Source organism: Janthinobacterium sp. 17J80-10, from assembly GCF_004114795.1.
Lineage (GTDB): Bacteria > Pseudomonadota > Gammaproteobacteria > Burkholderiales > Burkholderiaceae_D > Paucimonas.
Window position 1 is genome coordinate 322,787 of record NZ_CP035311.1, and the last position, 19,584, is coordinate 342,370.

Genomic DNA, 19,584 nt, shown 5'->3' on the forward strand with positions numbered 1-19,584 from the left:
TGGCTTGAGGAGCCGCTGCTATCCATGCTGCTGCCTGCTGTAGCGCCGCTGGCAGACTTGTGTTTTGAAGTCTTGGCTTTGTGTTTTTTCTTGGTGGCAGGCTTTGTCTGCTTGTCTGTATCCATGGAAGACGCACCGGTGGCGCTGCTGTCGGCGCTGCTGCCTGCGGATTTGTCGCCCCTTTCCTTTTGCATGCGTAACTCTTCAGCGCGTTGTTCGACAGCTGCCGCTTTCGCCGGGTCGGTTGTGCTGGAAATGCTGCTCTCCGAACTGCTCTGCGCATAACTGGCACTCGCAATCCCGAGCATTGCAAGCAAAGTGACCAATTTCAGTTTCTTCATAGTTATCTCCGTGGAATATCAAACAGAATAAAACAGAACGACACTCTGGCCAAAAGACGGGAATGTCACTGAGGAGGAACAAATCAGACTGAATGCCGGCGTGTCGGTTTCGTCAACAACGTCGAAAGAGCGCAAGTTCAACCTTGATTTCTAATTCATATCAAATACATTCCTGTTGCTGACAACTTTCAATGAATAATTTGTCTAACTCGCCTTTTCAAAAAAATGGCGTGGGGTCTTGCTCGAGAAAAACCGTAATGAAATGAAGGGATTGGGAATCAGGATGCTGGCATGCAAGCAGTGCGCGCCACCAATTTCTGCAAGTTTGTAAAAATGCGCCATACTAGCCATTGCACCAGAGCACAGACCAAGCAATAAACGGGGGTTTTCATGTCTTTTATCCGGATCATCAGCATTGTCAGCCTGATGTGCTGCGCACAGGGATTTTCCAGCCCCGCCGTCGCCGCTGATGGTGTTTCTTGCCCACCACTGCTGCAGCACACTTTCCCGCGTTTGCAGGACGATCAGCCACAGTCGCTTTGCCAGTACAGCGGCAAAGTTTTGGTTGTCGTGAATACCGCGAGCTATTGTGGTTTTACGGGCCAATACAAGGGCCTTGAGGAATTGTATTCAAGCCACAAGGCGCAAGGTTTGGTGGTGCTGGGTTTCCCTTCCAATGACTTCAAGCAGGAAACGGGGAGCAACCAGCAAATCGGCGCCTTTTGCGAAAATACCTTCGGCGTGAAATTTCCCATGTTTGCCAAGAGCGCCGTCACGGGGCCGCAGGCGTCGGCCTTTTACCGGCAGCTGGCTGTCGCCGCCGGCAAGGCGCCGGGATGGAATTTTTATAAATATCTGGTCGGGCGCGACGGCAAGGTGGCTGGCGCATATTCGAGCATGACGGGGCCTGCGGACAAGGACTTGCTGCGCGAGATCGACAGGCTGCTGGCGCAGCCGTCCCCTGCCGGGCAATGATCGCCTGCCTATCAAAAAGAAGACTGCTAATCCATGAGTGCCCTTTTCACCCCTATTGAACTTGGAACGCTGAAACTGCCCAACCGTATCGTGGTTGCGCCGATGTGCCAGTATTCCTCGCAGGATGGCAACGCCAATTCCTGGCACTTGATGCATCTGGGCCAGCTGGCTTTTTCAGGCGCCGGCATGCTGATCACCGAGGCCACGGCAGTCGAAGCCGATGGCCGCATTTCGGCGCAGGACCTCGGCCTGTGGTCGGATGCGAATGAGGCGGCGCTTGCCGCCACGCTGGTGGAAGTTCGGCGGCATTCGGCTATGCCGATTGCGGTGCAGCTGGCGCATGCCGGACGCAAGGCATCCACCCTTGCGCCGTGGCTGGGCGGACAGCTGCGTCCTTCCGGCGACGGCGGCTGGCGTTCCTGGGCGCCCTCGCCTGTGCCTTTCACGCCCGGCAATGAAGCGCCGCTGGCACTGGACGCGGCGGGCCTTGCGCGCATCCGCAAGGCCTTCGCGGCTGCCGCGGCGCGCGCTGCGCGCGCCGGGTTTGATGCAGTCGAACTGCATGCGGCGCATGGGTACCTGCTGCATCAGTTCCTCTCGCCGCTTTCCAATCAGCGCGAAGATGCTTATGGCGGCTCGCTGGAAAACCGCATGCGGTTTCCATTGGAAGTGTTCGAGGCGGTGCGCACGGCATTTCCCGCCGCGCGCCCTGTCGGGGCGCGCGTGTCGGCGACCGACTGGGTCGCCGGCGGCTGGGACCTGGAGCAGACCACGGTGTTTGCCGCAGCCCTGAAAGCGCGCGGCTGCGATTTTCTGGATGTCTCCTCGGGTGGCCTGTCACTGCAGCAGGCTATCCCGCTCAGCGCCGGTTACCAGGTGCCCTTTGCCAACCATTTGAAAAAGGAAGTCGGCATGCCGACGATCGCCGTCGGCCTCATTACCGAAGCGCAGCACGCGGAGGCAATCGTTGCATCAGGCCAGGCCGACATGGTGGCGCTGGCGCGCGGCATTCTTTACGACCCGCGTTGGCCCTGGCATGCGGCAGCCGAACTGGGTGCCCAGGTGGCCGCGCCGCCGCAGTACTGGCGTTGCCAGCCGCGGGAGGTCAAGGCACTGTTCAGCCCCGCTGCGTGATCAGCGCCGTCGTAAGCCGCGCTGGCGCGCCAGCGCAGGCTGCCGGCAAAGGGGATCGCAACGTTAAATTAAGGTAACTGGCACTTAACCATTCTTGCTGTAGGGAAATTTACTTTATACTATGCACTGGGAAATAAATGATTTCCTATGTCGATAAAGATTCCCATGTTTTCCTTTTTTCGCGCCCGTCATCGGCGCAGCCAGCGGCCTTCAACCTGGATTGCCTTGCCCGCGATAGCGGCAGCCCTAACGCTTGCATGGCCGCTCCCCGGGGCGGCACAAGACAGCACGCTCGACAAAGTCCTTGCCGATAAGGCAATGCGGGTATGCATCTGGCCCGATTATTACGGCATTACCTATCGCAATCCGAAAACGCAGCAACTGTCCGGCATCGACATCGACCTGGCGCGTGAATTTGCGAAGGACCTCGGCGTGCAGACGCAGTTTATCGACAGCTCGTTTGCCCAATTGATCGATGATGTCAGCCAGTCGCGCTGCGACGTGGCGATGTTCGCCATCGGCATTACCGAAGCGCGCGCCAGGCAGCTGCAATTTACCAAGCCACACCTGCGCAGCGATATCTACGCGATCACGACGCACTTTAACCGGCGCATACGTGACTGGGCCGATATCGACAAGCCCGGCGTGGTGGTCGCCGTGGCAAAGGGCACGTACCACGAGCCGGTCATGCGCGAAAAGCTTAAGTCGGCAACCCTCGTGGCGCTGGATACGCCGTTTGCGCGCGAACAGGAAGTCGAGTCGGGCAGGGCCGACGTATTCATGACTGATTTCCCGTACAGCCAACGCATGCTGGCCACGTCCGACTGGGCGCGGCTGGTATCGCCACCAAGCGCCTATCACCTGACGTCGTATGCCTATGCCGTGCGGCCGGGTGACGACCGCTGGCATGCGCGCGTCGAGGCGTTCATGCGTGACATAAAGCGTGACGGACGTCTGCTGGCGGCTGCCAGGCAGCACCGGCTGACGCCGATCGTGGTGGTCGACTGATGTCGTCGTTCGAGCGCATCTTATGCTGAACCGAATACGCGCCTGGTTTGCCGGATGGGGCCTGGTCGGCCTGTCGCTGCTGCTCGTGGCGGGCATACTCGGCGGCACCGCGCTGTACCTGTCACGCTTGCGTGCCGAGTCGATCGCCCTGAACCTGACGATCAGCGAATTGTACGCACTTACCTTCGAAGAACACCTGAGCCAGACCTTCAATGCAATCGACCTGACGCTGACAAATGTGTTCGATGCAAATCAGCTCCCCGCCGATTCGTCCGATCTGTCCAGGCAGATTTCCGCTGTGCTGCGGCATGCCCCCTATTTACGTTCGCTATCCCTGGTGGATGCCACGGGGCGCATCGTCGCCAGTTCGAACGCGCGTAACCTTGGCCTGGCCGTCAACTTCGGCGACTATCTGCGCCGGCAGGCGCGACGCAGAAAATGCTGCGCATCGGGCGTCCGTGGATCGGGCGCGATTTCGGCGATGGACATCCAATGGACGTCGCCAACGCGCAGGCTTTTGACGGCCTCAGCTTCATTCCGGTGATGAAGACGATCGGGCGGCAAACGCAGGTCACGCTCCTGGCTGCCGTCAATCCCGATTATTTCCTCAACAGCTACAGCCGCAAGCTTTCGGCAAATCAGGGCCTGGTGGAAGTAATGCGCTATGACGGCACCATGCTGATGGCGACCCAGGACGCAATCGTGCCGGGGATGCGGCATATCGAGTCGCAGGTGCCCGACAACCTGTCCGAGACGGAGTCCGGCAGCTACGACCAGGCCACCGGCGAGTACGGTGTACCGATGCTGACGGCGTTTCGTGCGTCACGCCTGTTTCCGCTGCTGGTGGTGGTGCACCTCGACCGTGACCGCGTGTTGCTGAAATGGGAGCGGGAAACCCGCCTGATCCTGTTGATCGTGTTGCCGGCGCTGCTGGCGTTGATCATTCTGGCCGTCATCTTGCAGGTACGGCGCCGGCAAGCCAGCCTGCAGCGCGCCCAGGCGCGGCGGGCTTTGCAGGAAAGCGAGGAGCGCTGGAGCTTTGCGCTGGAGGGGTCCGGTGACGGGGTATGGGATTGGAACCTGGTGGATGACAGGGTCTTCTTTTCGCCGCGCTGGAAGCAAATGTTTGGCTATGCCGAACACGAGATCGGCGACGCGCACAGCGAATGGGTCGGGCTGGTGCATCCGGAAGACCTGCCGCGCGTGCAAGCCGAGCAACAAGCCTGTATGGCGGGGCGATCCCAGCATTACACCAGCGAATACCGGATGCGCTGCAGAGATGGAAGCTGGAAATGGATCCTGACACGCGGCATGGTGGCCTCACGCGACGCCAACGGCATGCCGCTGCGCATGGTCGGCACCCACACCGACCAGACCGAGCGCAAGCTGGCCGAGGAAAGAATGCAGCTGGCAGCCTCTGTATATGAAGCCGCCGCAGAAGCGATTGTGGTCACCGATGCAGGCAACCGCATCATCTCCATCAATCCGGCGTTCACCGAAATGACCGGCTACTCCGCGCAAGAAGCCATCGGCCAGACACCAAAAATGCTGAGTTCCGGCCGCAATGATCCTGCGTTGTACCAGGAAATGTGGCGCTCGCTGCGTGAGACCGGGCAATGGAAGGGCGAAATCTGGAACCGCCGCAAGAATGGCGAAATTTATGCCGAATGGCTTTCGATCAATACCCTGCTCGATGCACAGGGCCAGGTGTTTCGCCATGTCGCGATGTTTTCCGATATCACAGGGCGGAAAAATGCCGAAGAACTGATCTGGAAACAGGCCAGTTACGATGTATTGACGGGCTTGCCCAATCGCCGCCTGCTGTTCGACCGGCTGACGCAGGAAATGAAGCGGAGCAAGCGCGCCGGCCACAGGCTGGCCTTGTTTTTCATCGATCTAGATCACTTCAAGGAAGTCAACGATACCCTCGGTCATGATTGCGGCGACCAGCTGCTGATCGAGGCGGCGCACCGCATCAGCAGCTGCGTGCGCGCATCCGACACCGTTGCACGCTTGGGCGGCGATGAATTCGCCGTGGTGCTGCCGAATCTGGACGACCCGTCGCGCGCGGAACAGATCGCCGCCGCAATCATCAAGACACTGGCAACGCCATTCTCATTGAATGGGCATGACGCCTATGTCACAGCCAGTATCGGCATCAGCCTGTGTCCGGACGATGGACAGGATATCGAGTCGCTGATGAAATATGCGGACCAGGCGATGTACGTTTCAAAAAATAATGGCCGCAGCTGCTTCAATTTTTTTACCGCAGCCATGCAGCGCCATGCCCAGCAACGCCAGCAAATGATCCGCGACTTGCATGGGGCGCTGGCCGCCGGCCAGTTCGAAGTGTATTTTCAGCCGATTGCCGAACTGGCCGACGGCACCGTTACCAAGGCTGAGGCGCTGCTGCGCTGGCGCCATCCGCAACTGGGCATGATCAATCCGGCGCAATTCATTCCGCTGGCGGAAGAAACCGGCCTGATCTGCGAGATCGGCGACTGGGTATTCTACGAAGCGGCGAGCATGGCCAAGCGCTGGCAAACCAAGCGGGAGGCCGCCGGCAGCCGAGCCAAGCCAATCCAGATCAGCGTCAACAAGTCGCCGCGCCAGTTCTATACTGGTGCCACCCAGGAAAGCTGGCTCAAGCATTTGCAGCAACTGGGGCTGCCGGCCAACTGTATCGTGATCGAGATCACCGAGGGCTTGTTGATGGAAGACCGTAGCAGTGTCGTCAGCAAGCTCCTGCAATTGCGCAACAGCGGCATCCGCGTGGCGCTCGACGATTTCGGTACGGGGTATTCCTCTATGTCCTATTTGCGCAAATTCGATATTGATTTTCTCAAGATCGATCAATCTTTCATCGGCGACATTGCGGAAAATCCCAATGACCAGGTGATTGCCGAAGCAATGATTGCCATGGCTCACAAGCTTGGCATGCAAGTCATTGCCGAAGGTGTCGAAACCGAGCAGCAGCGCCGCCTGCTGGTGGCCGCTGGGTGCGACTATGGCCAGGGCTACCTGTTTTCAAAGCCGTTGCCCGCAGAGGAATTTCTGGCCAGTTTCCAACCAGCAGAACAGCTGGCTTGATATTGGCGAAACTATAGGTCGCTATCCTGAGGCAAGGGCGCAGGATGTGCCCTCTCTTGCATGCTTCTTGCAGGCGGCCTGGCGATGGAGGTATCCAAATTGCGCAAGGAGAAGACCATGGCCCTTTTCCCGTTTTTTGTGAGCGGCAGCACATGGCTCGTCAGGCGCTGTCGCGAATTGCTGTGCTTGCTATGCATGGCAGCGCCGGCTGCTGGCCAGACCGGCGCTGCCGGCAATCCGGCGGTCGAGGTCCTGGCGCGCGGGCTGGAGCATCCATGGGCGCTGGCATTCATCGACCAGGGGCGCATGCTGGTGACGGAACGCCCCGGACGCTTGCGGCTGGTGCAGCCGGGCAGTACGCTGGGCGCGCCGATCGAGGGCGTGCCGGAGGTCGACGCCGGCGGCCAGGGGGGCTTGCACGATGTGCTCGCGGACAGTAATTTTGCCGCCAACCGAACAATTTACCTGTGTTACGCCGAAGCAGGGCCGGGCGGCAATTCGACCGCGCTGGCTTCGGCACGGCTGTCCACGGATAGCCGTCGTCTCGAACAAGTGAAGGTATTGTTCAGCCAGCGACCCAAGGTCCACAGCAGTGCACATTTCGGTTGCCGTATCGTCGAATCCCCCGATGGCACCTTGTTTCTGACGCTGGGCGACCGTTTCAGCCGCAGGGAAGATGCCCAGACGCTGGACAATCATCACGGCAAGATCGTGCGCGTCCGGAAGGATGGCAGCATCCCGCCGGATAACCCGTTTGCCGGCGCTGGCAAGCGCGCCGGCGCCCTGCCCGAGATCTGGAGCTATGGCCACCGCAATAGCCAGGGGGCGACCCTCGGTGCCGATGGCAAGCTGTGGATGACTGAGCACGGTCCACAGGGCGGCGATGAAATCAACCGCGCCGAGTCGGGCAAAAATTATGGCTGGCCAGTGATTACCTTCGGCGAGAATTATGGCGGCGGAAAAATCGGCGCCGGCCTTACTGCAAAGGCTGGCATGGAGCCGCCGCTGCATTACTGGACGCCGTCAATCGCCCCTTCGGGCATGGCCTTCTTGCGCAGTGCGCGCTATGGCAAGCAATGGCAGGGCAGCTTGCTGGTCGGTTCCCTCAAGTTCAGGTACCTGGCACGTCTGGAACTGCGCGATGACAAGGTAGTGCGCGAACAGAAATTGTTGTCCGAGCTCGAACAGCGTATTCGCGATGTGCGCGAGGGTCCGGATGGCTTGTTATACGTCTTGACGGATGAAAGCCGCGGACAATTGCTGCGTTTGCAGCCGCAGCATTGACCGGATCTGTAAATACGTCAGCAATCCTTGCTGTGCGGTATCGAAACAGGCGTAAAAAAATTGCTTTGCAGCATTTTGCGTTCAAATCGCTACAAATTTCATAAAATTAATTTGCCAACGAACGTCACTGTTAAGCCATTGGCAATTGGCGTTACGTCATTGAATCTCCTACAAAACCGGGCAGCCGCTAAAGCAAATGCCGGTTTTCCAAATACCCCCCAAAGCCCCATGCCTTATGCCCTCGCAGTGTTTTAGCAGCGTGTGATGATGGCCGGAAAGATTTTTTTCCCGCATCTTGGGCTGATGCCGAGGGTAGGAATTTCCTTAATCCCCATTGGCTTTGCTTACCCAGTGTTTCAGCGAGCGCCTGATTTCCGTTAAGTCAGGAAATTTTCATAATCCAATACATCGATTGCTGCGATGCAAAGAACAGCAAGGAGCTCTGCCTCGCTTTTAACTCTAACAACTGGGAAATCATCATGCTGAACACGCCAATCTCCGACATCAGGTCCACTTCCACCAGCGTGCGCAATGTCAGCACTGCGGCGCAACGTCAAGGCAAGCTGTGGTCCAATCTGAACGAGGTATGCGACCTGTTGCGCATTCCCTCAGCGCTTGGCGGCTTCCACGATGAATTCCAGTTCCAGCACATGCAATTCAAGTCTGGCCAGCGCGTACATACCATCGGCCAGCCGTTCGACATGCTGTATATCGTTTATTCCGGCTTCCTCAAATCGGTCATTATCGATGAATCCGGCAACGAGCAGGTGCTTGGCTTCCCGATGAAGGGCGACCTGTTTGGCATCGACGGCATCCATGGCAAGCATTACTCGACCGAGGCCGTGGCCTTGTCGAACTGCGAAATCATCCTGGTGCCCTTCAAGGCATTCCTGACCATTGGGCGCGCCAACGCCGAACTCGAAGCCGCCATCTATGGCGTCATGAGCCGCGAACTGGTGCGCGAGCAGAGCCTGATCGGCACGCTCGGTTCGCTCTCCGCCGAAGCCCGCGTGGCGCGCTTCCTGGTGTCGCTGTCGGAGCGGTTCGCCGACATGGGTTATTCGGGCAAGCAGTTCAACCTGCGCATGACGCGCCAGGAGATCGGCAATTACCTTGGCCTGACCCTGGAAACCGTCAGCCGCACCTTCTCGGCTTTTAATGCCATCGGCCTGATTTCCGTCGACCAGCGCGCCATTGTGCTGCATGATGTCCAGGCGCTGCGCACGCTGCGTCGCCTGCCACCTTCGCATGCCCGGGCCAAGGCCGAAGCCGCCAAGGCGCTGAAAGCGGCCAATGCCGCCGCCAGCAACACGGCTGCCAGCAGCGCAACTGCCAGCAGCGCCGAGCAAGCCATCTGATCGGGGCTGCAGTTACCGGGGGGCCGCTAGCCGGCTCCGGTCAGCCACAGCAGTGCACTAATGGTAAAAAATGACATGACTGTCGTGACTACCAGGGCAGCAGCGCAGATGCCTTCCTTGCCATATTTCTGGGCAAGGATCGGATAGATGCTCAGCATGGGCATGCCGGCATTGAGGATGGCTGCCGTTCTGAGTACCTGGTTGTCAAAGGGCAGCAGCAGGAAAATCGAGAATACGGCCAGCGGATGCAAAATCAGTTTGCCGGCAACGATCATGCCGATGTCGCCTGTCATGCCTTTCAGGCTGAGGCCGGCCAGCGTGCCGCCAATGCAGAACAGCGCAACCGGCGCCGATGCGCTGGAAAGCATGTCGATGGCTCGGGCAAACGCCACCGGCAGGGCCAGTCCGCTGGCGGAAAACGCCACGCCGCCGATGATGGCAATGATCATCGGGTTTTTCAGCAGGCGCTTGAGAATGCCGCCCATGACCGTGGTCCAGTGGCCTTGACCGTTTTCGCCGATCTCGGCCAGCGTAAACAAAAGCGGCAGCATGATCATGGTTTCGACCGCGGCATACAGCGCCAGCATGGCGCCGGCTTCCTTGCCGATCAGTTGCTGCGCCACCGGAAACCCCATGAAGGCGCTGTTCGACAGCGACATCCCCATGGCGACGATGGCGCCTGAGCGCAAGCTGCGTTTTTGAACCACGCAGGTAAGCGCCAGGGCGATTGCGGCGGCTGCAAGCGAACCAAGCGTGTAGACCAGCATGAGTTCAATATTCACCATCTCGGCCAGCGCGCGTTGCGACATCGCTTTGAACAACAGCGCGGGCAAGGCGAAATTGATGACAAAATATCCCAATCCGCGCATGTCGCTGCGGGCCAGCATCTCTTTATGCACGGCGGCAAAGCCAAGGGCAATCAGCAGAAATATCGGGGCGGTAATACCGAGAATGGTCAGCAAGACAAATCCCATGAATGGGGGGAAGGCATCATTCGGACTTGGCTTGGTGGCGAGCGCGTGGCATGAATGGGGATGGTTCGGAGCGAATCAGATTATAAAAGAGTTTTGAATCCGTAACTTTGCGCGCTGCCCGCAATGGCCGGGATTTTTCTGGCACACTGTACTTGCCGTCGCTATGCCATCACGCAAGGGGATCCTCATGCCAAAAGCTTTCAAGATCATTGCCCTCGTCCTTGCCGCATTGCTGGCCCTGGCGGCGATCGCCGCCGCGATCTTTGCCGCCACCTTCAATCCGAACGATTACAAGCCGCAACTGATCCGCCTGGTGGCGGAGAAAAAACAGCGCGCGCTGGCAATCCCGGGCGAGATCAAGCTGAGTTTTTTTCCGAAACTCGGCGTGCAGCTGGGCCAGGTCAGCCTGTCCGAGCACCAAGGCAGCGCCGAATTTGCCTCCTTCAAACAAGCCCGCGTCTCACTGGCGCTGATCCCCCTGTTGCGCCGCCAGCTGGTGGTCGATCAGATCAGCCTCGATGGCTTGCAGGCCCGCCTGCGGCGCAATGCCGATGGCAGCACCAATTTCGACGACTTGCTGGCGCAGGAGCCGGAAAAGCCGGAACCGCCAGCAAAAGAGCAGCCGACGGCAGAAGCCTTCCGTTTCGATATTTCCGGCGTCGAGATCACTAATGCCCTTGTAAGCTTTGACGACTTGCAGGCAAAGCGCAATGTGGCGCTGGCCGAACTCGATCTTAAAACCGGCAAGATCGCCAATGCCACACCCAGCCAGATGACGCTCTCGGCCAATGTGAAAAGCAATGCGCCGGCCGTCGACGCGCGGGTGGCCATCAAGAGCGGCTTTACCATCGACCTGGGGCAAAAGCATTACATCCTGCGGGGGGCAAACGCCGAGATCAAGGGCAAGCTGCTGGAATTCACCGATGCCTTGTTGCGCTTTTCCGGAGATGCCGACCTGCAGCCGGGGGCAAAGCGCTTTGCACTGGATGGCGTAAAGCTCGCCGCCAGTGGCAAGCGTGCGGCGCAAGCGCTGGAAATGCGCCTGGAAATGCCGAAGCTTGCGCTCACAGACAAAGCGGCGAGTGGCGGCAAGCTGAGCGGCGAGGCGAAGCTGGCCGAAGGCCCGCGCAACATCCGCGCCACCTTCAGCGCACCGTCGTTCGAGGGTTCGCCGCAGGCGTTCCGGCTGCCCGCAGTGGTGCTGGATGTGGCCATCAAGGAAGGCAAGCTGGATGCCACCGCCAAGCTGGCCGGCAGCGTCAGCGGCGACATCGACAAGCTGCTGTTCCAGTCGCCGCAACTGAAGCTGGCGCTGGCCGGCAAGCAGGGCGACACGGCCATCGACGGTAACCTCACCACGCCATTCAACGCCAACCTGAAGACCAAGCGCATCGACTTGCCATCGATTGTCGCCGCCTTCGTCCTGCCGAACCCGGGCGGCGGCAGCCTCAAGCTGAATGCTGCCGGCAATGCCAGCGTCGACCTGGCCAAGTCCAGCCTCTCCACGGCTCTGAAGGGCAAGCTCGATGAAAGCAGTTTTGACGCGAAATTCGGCATGGCGCCGTTTTCTCCGGCGGCATATACCTTCGATGTCGATATCGACCGCATCAATGCCGATCGTTACCTGGGCAAGGGGGCCGCGCCTGCTGCAGCGGCAAAACCGGCTGGCAAGCCAGTTGGGCCGGCCGCTGGGGCGGCGGCGGCCCAGGGCATCGACCTGTCACCCCTGCGCGAGTTACGCGCGCGCGGCACGCTCAAAGTCGGCGCCCTGACCCTCCACAATATCAAGGCCGCGAAGCTGCGCGCCACCCTGCATGCCGGCGACGGCAAAATCGAGATCAGTCCCCTGGCGGCCAACCTGTACGGCGGCAGCGCCAGCGGCTCGGTATCGGCCACTGCCAGCAAGGCGCCGCGCTTTGCCTTGAAGCAGAGCCTGACCGGCATCGATGTCGGCCCCTTGCTCAAGGATGCGATCGACAAGCAGCCCATCGATGGGCGCGGCAATGTCACGCTGGATGTCACCAGCGCCGGCGGCGGCTTTGACCAGATCAAGAAGAGCGTCAACGGCAGCGCGCGGCTGGAATTGCGCGAAGGCGCCGTGCATGGCATCAACGTGGCGCAATCGATCCGCAAGGCCAAGGCGAAAATCGGCGAATTGCGCGGCCAGCAGGCGAACGAAACCGGCACCGGTTCGGTGGCGGAAAAAACTGACTTCAGCGAATTGACCGGCAGCTTCCGCATCACCAATGGCGTGGCCCGCAACGATGACCTGAACCTGAAGTCGCCGCTGATCCGCTTGGGCGGCGCCGGTGACATCGACCTCGGGGCGGAGCGGCTGGATTACCTCGCCAAGGTCACGGTGGTGTCCACCCTGCAGGGCCAGGGCGGGCCGGAATTGCAGGCCCTGAAAGGCTTGACCATCCCGGTACGGCTGTCCGGGCCGTTTACCGCCATCGGCTGGCGCATCGATTTTGCCGGGCTGGCCAAGGAAGCGGCGAAGGAAAAGATCGAGGAGAAAAAGACCGAGATCAAGGAAAAGGCGCGTGAGAAACTGCAGGACAAACTGAAAGGCCTGTTCGGAAAATAGCGGCTTCAGGCGAGCGCACGCAGGGCCGCCTGGTAGCCCCACCAGGATGCTTCCTCGAAAACTGAAAAGCCCGACAGGTCGGCATGGGCAAAGAGGATGGGGCCATCCACGCTGCGCAGCGCCTGCAGGCCGGCGTTGCCACGGAAACCCGGGCGCGGGCTGGCCATGGCATGAGCGCGCAGGGTAATGTCGGCGCGCTCGACCAGGCTCGCAAAGCGCGGGCCGTATGCCGCCCGGAGGTCGCTTGCCGCCAGGGCCAGCAAGTCTGGCGGGTGGGCGTCCTGCAGCCAGCGCCGCGCCGCTTGCGGCGCCATGGCGGACATGTCGACATAGGCAGTCAGCACGGTCTTGGGCGGGGGCGCCACGCGCACGTCCTGGTGGGTCGAGACGACATAGCCCAGCCCCTTGCCGCCATAGACGACATTGTCCCAGGACAGTGGCGCGTGCGGCAGTTCCTCGGGGAAGCTCTTCATCAGGAAATTGGCAACCATCCACGGCGCATATGCCGGCAGGTGGCGTGCGGCATCGAGGCCATAGCCGGCAATGTCGCGCACCACGCGCGCGGCAACGAAGAGCGGCATGGCACAGATGGCCTTGCGGGCGCGCACGAGGTAGGTTTGCGGCTTGCCATCTTTTACTACGAAGCAGAGCGCTTCTACCCCCGTCGCCATTTTCTCAAGCGACACTGCCGTGCCGGGCCGGCGCCTGCTGCCGGCTGCCTTGTCCAGGGCGGCGGCCAGCGGATCGAGCCCGCCGGGCCAGGTGAGCCAGGCGCCGTCGGCGGCGTTTTCTGCCTGGCCGCCGCGGCTGCAGAAGTAGTGCAGGCCGGCCCAGGCCGAGACCTGGTCTGCGCCGGCGCCGTAATCGTCGCGGCAGCAGTAATCGGCATACCAGTGCAGGGTTGGCGCGCGAAAGCCATTTTGCCCCATCCATGCGCGAAAACTGATGCCGTCGAGCGCGAGCCACTGCGGATCGGTCGAGGAAAGTGCGCTGGGCAGGGTGAACAGGCGGCGGCCGTCGGCGCCGCGCAGCGCCTGGATGCGCGCCATCTCGGCATGAAAGCGCTCGTGCTCGGCCAGCTCCCACGCCGGCACGCCTTCCTTCGGCAGTACGCCCTCCTGCCAGCGGCCCTGATACAGGATGCGCTCCTGCGGCTCGTGCAGGAGGAAACGCTCGTCGTAATAGGGTTTTGCCGCTGTGGGGTTGCGCAGCAGGATGCCGGTGTCGTGCAAGAGTTCGCGCACGTGGAAGGCGTTGGTCGCCGGCAGCGGCAGGTAATGGGCGCCGGTCGGGCAGGCATAGCCGGCCAGCTTCATGCCGGCGGCGTTGCCGTAGGTTTCGGGTCCGTCGATGACGAGGAAGTTGTGCTGCCCTTCCTTGTGCAGTTTCCAGGCCGCGGTCAGGCCGGCGATGCCGGAGCCGAGGATGACGATATCGGTGTCGATCTGCGCCGATGGCGGCGGCAGCGCCTCCTGCCCTCGCAAGTCGCGCAGGAAGTGGCCTTCGGCTCGCCCCGCGGCATGGATGTGCGGCGTGATTTCCTGCCAGCGCCAGTAACCGGCGGCAGACGCCGCCGCCAGGACGCCGGCGCCGCCCGCACCCAGCAGGAAACTGCGGCGGTCCATCAGCGCATCACCCGCCGCCAGTCGCGCTCGAATTCGTGCACCAGCGACTGCGTGTTCAAGCGGTTGGGCGCCATGTCCAGGCGCTGCATGTCCGGCGGGAAGGCGAACATGGCGCGGGTCGTCTCGGCGTTCAGGTAGCGCAGCGGCAGGCGGTAGCTGGTCGGCGGTGTGTAGGGCAATTGCGGCGAGGCCAGCACGAAGCCCCATTCGCCGAACGAGGGCACGTACAGGTGGTAAGGCCAGGTGGCCAGGCCCGATTCGCGCAGGGTGGCGTCAATGGTCCAGTAGGCGTGCGGGGCGAAGAAGGGCGAGGTCGATTGCACGGCGATCAAGCCGTTGGCGGCGACGTGACGCTTGAGTTGCGTGTAGAACGGCACCGAATAGAGTTTGCCCAACGCGAAACTGGAGGGGTCGGGGAAGTCCACGATGGCGGCATCGAAGATTTGCGCACTGCCCTGCAGCCAGATGGCGGCGTCGGCGTTCACCACCGTCACGCGCGGATCCTTCAGTGCGCCGCGGTTCAGTTCCACCAGATCCGGCCGGGTGGCGAAGGCGCGCGTCATTTCCGGGTCCAGGTCGACCAGCGTCACGTGCGCGATATGCGGGTAGCGCAGCACTTCGCGCAGCGCCAGGCCATCGCCGCCGCCAAGCACCAGCACCGAGCGCGCCCATGGCAACGCTTCGAGCGCCGGATGGACCAGCGCTTCGTGGTAACGGTATTCGTCGCGCGAGGAAAATTGCAGGTTGCCGTTGATGTAGAGCCGCAAGTCATCCTTCCAGCGCGTCAGCAGCAGGCGCTGGTAGGGCGTGGCGGTGGAAAACACGACCTGGTCGCCGGACATGGCCTGTTCGCCCCAGCGCACCAGGCGGTCGGACGCGATGAAGCCGGCAACCAGCACGCTCATGACGGCGGCGGCGCGCACCACGCGACCCGGAGCGCGCGTGAGCTCGGCGCGAAAATGGTAGATCGTCCACAGGCCCACGGCGACATTCAACATGCCGAACAAAAAGGCGGTACGCACCAGGCCCAGCTGCGGCGCCAGCACCAGCGGAAACAGCACCGAGACGGCAAGCGCGCCAAGGTAGTCGAAGGTGAGGACCTTGCTGACCAGCTCGGAAAAGGCCGTCTGGCGCGCATTCAGGGCGCGCATCACCAGCGGCACTTCCATGCCGACCATGCTGCCCACCATAAATACCAGCACGTACAGCATGGTGCGGAATGGCGCGCCGCTCCAGGCAAAAGTGAGGAACAGGATTGCTGCCGACAGGCCGCCGATCAGGCCGACCGCCAGTTCGATATCGATGAAGCGCGCCAGCACGTCTTCATCTTGCACGTACTTCGACAGGTGGGCGCCGACGCCCATGGCAAACAGGTAGCAGCCGATGATGGTGGAAAACTGGAATACCGAGTCGCCCAGGAGGTAGCTCGACAGGGCGCCGGCGACCAGTTCATAGGCCAGGCCGCAGGATGCAACCACGAAGACGGAAAAAATCAGGATATGACGGGTCATCGGAGGTGGTGTTTGCCGGGGTTGCTGCCTTTGCCGAATGTGCATTTCTTGCGACAGCCGGGCCGCCGGGGTTATGGCTGGGAAGGCATTTTCGATTAGTATAGTGGCAATTCACATCGGGATTGCCATTCATGAACTCCTTGCCAGCTTTCGCCAATTACCTGATCTATCTCGCGCTTTCCGGCATCTTGCTGACAGTATTTTTTGTCATTTACACGCGGGTAACCCCGTTCAACGAAGTGCTGTTGATTCGGCAAGGTAACATTGCCGCGGCATTTACGCTAGGTGGCGCGATCGTCGGCTTTTCCCTGACAGTGGTGTCGGCCATCATGCATACCGCCGGCTATCCGCAATTCCTGGCCTGGGCGGCCGCTGCCCTGGTGCTGCAGCTGCTGGCATACCTGGTGCTGGACCGCTGCATCAAGATGTCCAAGGAGCATATCGAGTCGGGCAATGTCGCCTATGGCGGCTTGCTGGGCGCGATTGCCATTTCGGTGGGCGCCATCAACGCCGCCTGCATTTCCTGATTTTTTAGCGTAGTCATCCCCTAAGCCATTTACGTCATTTAACCCGAGAGAGGCCAATCATGGGTATTTTCGATTTCGTCAAGAAGCAGTTTATCGACGTCCTGCAGTGGAACGAGGATACCGAGGGCGTACTGTCGTGGCGCTACCCGATGGCCGACTTTGAAATCCAGAATGGCGCCACGCTCACCGTGCGCGAATCGCAGTTGGCGATGTTCGTCGATGAGGGGCGCGTGGCCGATGTGTTCGGTCCCGGCAACTACACGCTGACCACCAAGACCCTGCCGATCCTGACCAACCTGAAAAACTGGGACAAGCTGTTCGCCTCGCCCTTCAAGTCGGATGTGTACTTTTTTTCCACGCGCATCCAGACCGGGCGCAAGTGGGGCACGCCGCAGGCCATCACGATCCGTGACAAGGATTTCGATGCCATCCGCATTCGCGCCTTCGGCATGTTTTCCTACCGTGTGAGCGATCCGAAGAAGTTTTTTACCGAACTGTCCGGCACGCGCGAAATCTATACCCGCGATGACGTCGAGTCGCAATTGCAGGGCATCATGCTCGCCTCCATGGCCACCTCGCTGGGCGCTTCCAACGTCGCGTTCCTCGACATGGCGGCCAACCAGACCCTGATGGCGCAGCAAGTCAAGGGTGATCTGGCCATCGCGTTCGAGCGCTATGGCCTGGGGCTCGATGAATTCAACGTCGGCACGCTGAGCTTGCCGGAGCAGCTGCAGCAGGCGCTGGACGCGCGCATCGGCGCCGGCATGAAAGGCGGGCTTTCCGCCGACAAGATGACGGGATATACCCGCTTCCAGACCGCCGAGGCGATTCCGCTGGCCGCGCAAAACGAGGGAGGCCTGGCCGGCATCGGCGCCGGGCTGTCCACCGGCATGGCCATGGGCCAGGCGATGGCGCAAGGGCTGGGCATGAGCAACGTACCCGGCGCTGGCGCCGCGCCCGGGACGCCGCAAGCGCCGGCGGCAGCGGCTCCTGCGGCGCCAGCGGAGGATTCGCCTGCCGTCCGCCTGGAGCAACTCAAGGGCTTGCTCGACAAGGGCCTGATTTCGCAGGCCGATTATGACGATGCCAAGGCCAAGGTCCTGCAAAAACTGATCGGCTAGAAGGCGCCTTACATGCAGAAAGTTTCCTGTCCGAGTTGCGGCGCGCCGGTCGAGTTCAAGTCGCATGCCTCGGTCATGGCGGTATGCGACTACTGCAAGAGCGCACTGCTGAAGGATGCCGACAGCGTGCGCGACATGGGCAAGATGTCGGCGGTGCTGGAGGATTATTCGCCGCTGCAGGTCGGTACCTCCGGCAGCTTTGGCGGCCAGGAGTTTTCCGTGCTCGGCCGCATCCAGCTGCGCTATGCCGCCGGCTTGTGGAACGAATGGTATGTGATGTATGGCGATGGCCGCGCCGGCTGGCTGTCGGAGTCCGGCGGCCAGTACACGCTCACCGGGGAAAAGGAAGCCACGGGTGCGTTGCCGGCTTTCGAGCAAATTCGCATTGGCGCTCCCTACAACGTGCTTGGCAAGGTCTGCACCGCCGCCGACGTGCGCACGGCGCAGTGCACCGGCGGCGAGGGCGAGCTGCCGTTTTCGGTGGGCGCCGGCTGGCAGGCGAAGGTGGCCGACCTGCGTAGCGGCCGCAGCTTCGTCACGCTCGATTATTCCGAGGGGTCTGCGCCGAAGGTCTATGCGGGCCAGGCGGTGACGCTGGAACAGCTGAAGTGCCAGCTGCTGCGCGACGACGATACGGTTCGTGACAGCGCCGGCAAGTACACCAAGAGTGTTCAGCCGCTGGCCTGCCCTTCCTGCGGCGGCAGCCTCAGCTGGGTGCCGGGGGTGACCAAACAGATCGTTTGTCCGAGCTGCCGTTCGCCGGTCGACACCACGACCGATGTCGCCGCCGTGCTGGCGGCGGGCGAGCGCATGGAACAGTTCGACACCACCCTGAAGCTTGGCGCCAAGGGCAATATCGGCGGCGCCGCCTACCAGGTGATCGGCGCCATGCTGCGCCGCGACGATGAGGGCGAGGAATGGACCGAATACCAGCTGTACAGCCCGCGTGGCGGCTTCCTCTGGCTGATCGAAACTGCCGAGGGCTGGCAGCGTTCCAGGCTGCAGGACGACTGGCCGGTATGGAACCCCAGTGAAACCGTCAAGGTGGGCGACCTTGCCTACAAAAAGCTTTACGAATATGCGGCGACGGTCGTGGCTGCGGTCGGCGCCTTCAACTGGCAGGTGCGGGCCGGCGACACCGCACAGGTAGTCGAATACGAGGCTGGCAAGAACCGCCTGGCCGCCGAGCGCACCGGGGAAGAACTGAGCTGGTCGTGGTCGACCCCGGTGGGCGCAGACCAGCTGCGGGCCTGGTTTGGCCTGGCAATTCCGGATGCAGTGCTGGCGCCCAAGACCGATATCATGAAACTTGCCGAGTACTTCCTCTACGGGGTCGCCGGCGTCAATTTCATTCCCCTGATGTTCGACTTCGACGAAACCTGGCATTACTCCGCGTTTGCCGCCGCCGCGATCTGGCTGCCGGCCAAAATCATCAGCATGATGCAGGACTGACGACCATACCAATCATATGAACAATTCCCGCTTCATCGTCTATGCGCTTCTGGTGGCTTTTTTCAGCGTGGTTGCCAGCTGGGGTGAAATGCTGTCGTCGAACCGGGGTGGCGGCAATTCCCGCTCAGGCAGCAGCTGGAGTTCCAATTCGGGCGGCGGCTCCTGGGGCAGCGGGGGCCACAAGTGATACCGGCGGAATTGCAGCATTCCGGCACGCACCTGGTCGCCGACCTGCACGGCATTGCGCGCGCACTGCTGTGCGACAGCGATGCTATCGAGGCGCTGCTGCGCCAGGCAGCGTTGGCCGCCGGCGCCACCATCGTCTACAGCCACTTCCATGCCTTCGGGCCGGGCCAGGGCGTAACAGGCGTGGTGTTGTTGGCGGAATCGCACATTTCCATCCACACCTGGCCGGAAACCGGCTTCGCCGCGCTGGATATTTTCATGTGCGGCGGGGCCGAACCGCGACGCGCGCTGGGGCTGATCGAGGCAGGGCTGACGCCTGCCGCTAGTACCGTACAGGAGTTGCCGCGCGGCTATTCCGTGGTGGGGCCATAGATACAGTCGAAGAAAAATTGCGCGAGCCTGCGCCGATCA

Annotated in this window: 18 protein-coding genes; 14 read left to right on the forward strand and 4 right to left on the reverse strand. The window is 61.3% G+C overall.

Translation table 11 applies throughout. The annotated features are described in order from the left end of the window. The first annotated feature begins 24 nt into the window (after positions 1-24). Positions 25-285 carry a hypothetical protein gene (locus EKL02_RS01385; protein ID WP_128900361.1) on the forward strand — a complete coding sequence of 87 codons (261 nt, stop codon included), beginning with the start codon at positions 25-27 and terminating at the stop codon, positions 283-285. Between the two features lie 260 nt (positions 286-545). On the opposite strand, the gene EKL02_RS18430 is transcribed toward EKL02_RS01385, so the two are convergent. Then, positions 546-947, reverse strand: coding sequence for a hypothetical protein (locus tag EKL02_RS18430; RefSeq protein ID WP_241687907.1), 402 nt, complete (start codon positions 945-947; stop codon positions 546-548). Between EKL02_RS18430 and EKL02_RS01390 the strand changes: the two genes are divergently transcribed. From EKL02_RS01390 to EKL02_RS01420, 7 genes are all read left to right on the forward strand, one after another. Beyond that, positions 855-1,316, forward strand: a complete 462-nt coding sequence (locus EKL02_RS01390; RefSeq protein WP_241687892.1) for a glutathione peroxidase — start codon at positions 855-857, stop codon at positions 1,314-1,316. The two genes, EKL02_RS18430 and EKL02_RS01390, sit on opposite strands and share 93 nt — an antisense overlap. A gap of 33 nt (positions 1,317-1,349) precedes the next feature. Next, positions 1,350-2,450, forward strand: a complete 1,101-nt coding sequence (locus tag EKL02_RS01395; protein ID WP_128900363.1) for an NADH:flavin oxidoreductase/NADH oxidase — start codon at positions 1,350-1,352, stop codon at positions 2,448-2,450. Between the two features lie 165 nt (positions 2,451-2,615). Further along, positions 2,616-3,458, forward strand: a complete 843-nt coding sequence (locus EKL02_RS01400) for an ABC transporter substrate-binding protein (protein ID WP_128903331.1) — start codon at positions 2,616-2,618, stop codon at positions 3,456-3,458. 22 nt (positions 3,459-3,480) lie between these two features. Further along, complete coding sequence (locus EKL02_RS01405; protein WP_128900364.1) at positions 3,481-4,002, forward strand: hypothetical protein; 522 nt, start codon at positions 3,481-3,483, stop codon at positions 4,000-4,002. Then, a complete protein-coding gene (locus EKL02_RS01410; protein ID WP_164931917.1) occupies positions 3,951-6,548 on the forward strand; it encodes an EAL domain-containing protein in 2,598 nt (865 codons plus the stop codon). The genes EKL02_RS01405 and EKL02_RS01410 overlap by 52 nt, the downstream gene beginning before the upstream one ends. A 195-nt stretch (positions 6,549-6,743) precedes the next feature. After that, entirely contained in the window at positions 6,744-7,832 is a 1,089-nt protein-coding gene (locus EKL02_RS01415) for a PQQ-dependent sugar dehydrogenase (RefSeq protein WP_128903332.1), read from the forward strand. A 479-nt stretch (positions 7,833-8,311) separates the two neighbouring features. Further along, positions 8,312-9,190 carry a helix-turn-helix domain-containing protein gene (locus tag EKL02_RS01420; RefSeq protein WP_128900366.1) on the forward strand — a complete coding sequence of 293 codons (879 nt, stop codon included), beginning with the start codon at positions 8,312-8,314 and terminating at the stop codon, positions 9,188-9,190. Between the two features lie 26 nt (positions 9,191-9,216). Here the strand turns inward: EKL02_RS01420 and EKL02_RS01425 are convergent, their stop codons facing one another. After that, positions 9,217-10,164, reverse strand: a complete 948-nt coding sequence (locus EKL02_RS01425) for an AEC family transporter (RefSeq protein ID WP_206732433.1) — start codon at positions 10,162-10,164, stop codon at positions 9,217-9,219. 187 nt (positions 10,165-10,351) lie between these two features. Here EKL02_RS01425 and EKL02_RS01430 point away from each other — a divergent pair, with 187 nt between their 5' ends. Further along, positions 10,352-12,751: an AsmA family protein gene (locus tag EKL02_RS01430; RefSeq protein WP_164931918.1), complete on the forward strand. Its 2,400-nt coding sequence runs from the start codon at positions 10,352-10,354 to the stop codon at positions 12,749-12,751. A gap of 5 nt (positions 12,752-12,756) precedes the next feature. On the opposite strand, the gene EKL02_RS01435 is transcribed toward EKL02_RS01430, so the two are convergent. Both EKL02_RS01435 and EKL02_RS01440 read right to left on the reverse strand, forming a co-directional pair. After that, positions 12,757-14,376 (reverse strand): NAD(P)/FAD-dependent oxidoreductase, encoded by a 1,620-nt coding sequence (locus EKL02_RS01435; RefSeq protein ID WP_128900368.1) that lies wholly within the window; start codon positions 14,374-14,376, stop codon positions 12,757-12,759. Further along, the gene (locus tag EKL02_RS01440) at positions 14,376-15,932 is read right to left on the reverse strand and encodes a polyamine aminopropyltransferase (RefSeq protein ID WP_128900369.1); all 1,557 of its coding nucleotides are present in this window, start codon (positions 15,930-15,932) and stop codon (positions 14,376-14,378) included. The genes EKL02_RS01435 and EKL02_RS01440 overlap by 1 nt, the downstream gene beginning before the upstream one ends. Positions 15,933-16,018: 86 nt before the next feature. On the opposite strand from EKL02_RS01440, the gene EKL02_RS01445 reads away from it, so the two are divergent. The 5 genes from EKL02_RS01445 to speD are packed head-to-tail and all read left to right on the forward strand — an operon-like array spanning position 16,019 to position 19,545. Beyond that, a complete protein-coding gene (locus EKL02_RS01445) occupies positions 16,019-16,414 on the forward strand; it encodes a DUF350 domain-containing protein (RefSeq protein ID WP_128900370.1) in 396 nt (131 codons plus the stop codon). Between the two features lie 59 nt (positions 16,415-16,473). Beyond that, positions 16,474-17,535: an SPFH domain-containing protein gene (locus EKL02_RS01450; protein WP_128900371.1), complete on the forward strand. Its 1,062-nt coding sequence runs from the start codon at positions 16,474-16,476 to the stop codon at positions 17,533-17,535. A gap of 12 nt (positions 17,536-17,547) precedes the next feature. Next, positions 17,548-18,987, forward strand: coding sequence for a DUF4178 domain-containing protein (locus EKL02_RS01455; protein ID WP_128900372.1), 1,440 nt, complete (start codon positions 17,548-17,550; stop codon positions 18,985-18,987). Between the two features lie 16 nt (positions 18,988-19,003). Then, on the forward strand, positions 19,004-19,174 hold the full coding sequence (locus tag EKL02_RS18100; protein WP_164931919.1) for a hypothetical protein: 171 nt from the start codon (positions 19,004-19,006) through the stop codon (positions 19,172-19,174). After that, on the forward strand, positions 19,171-19,545 hold the full coding sequence (gene speD / locus EKL02_RS01460; protein WP_128900373.1) for an adenosylmethionine decarboxylase: 375 nt from the start codon (positions 19,171-19,173) through the stop codon (positions 19,543-19,545). The genes EKL02_RS18100 and speD overlap by 4 nt, the downstream gene beginning before the upstream one ends. Positions 19,546-19,584 lie beyond the last annotated feature (39 nt).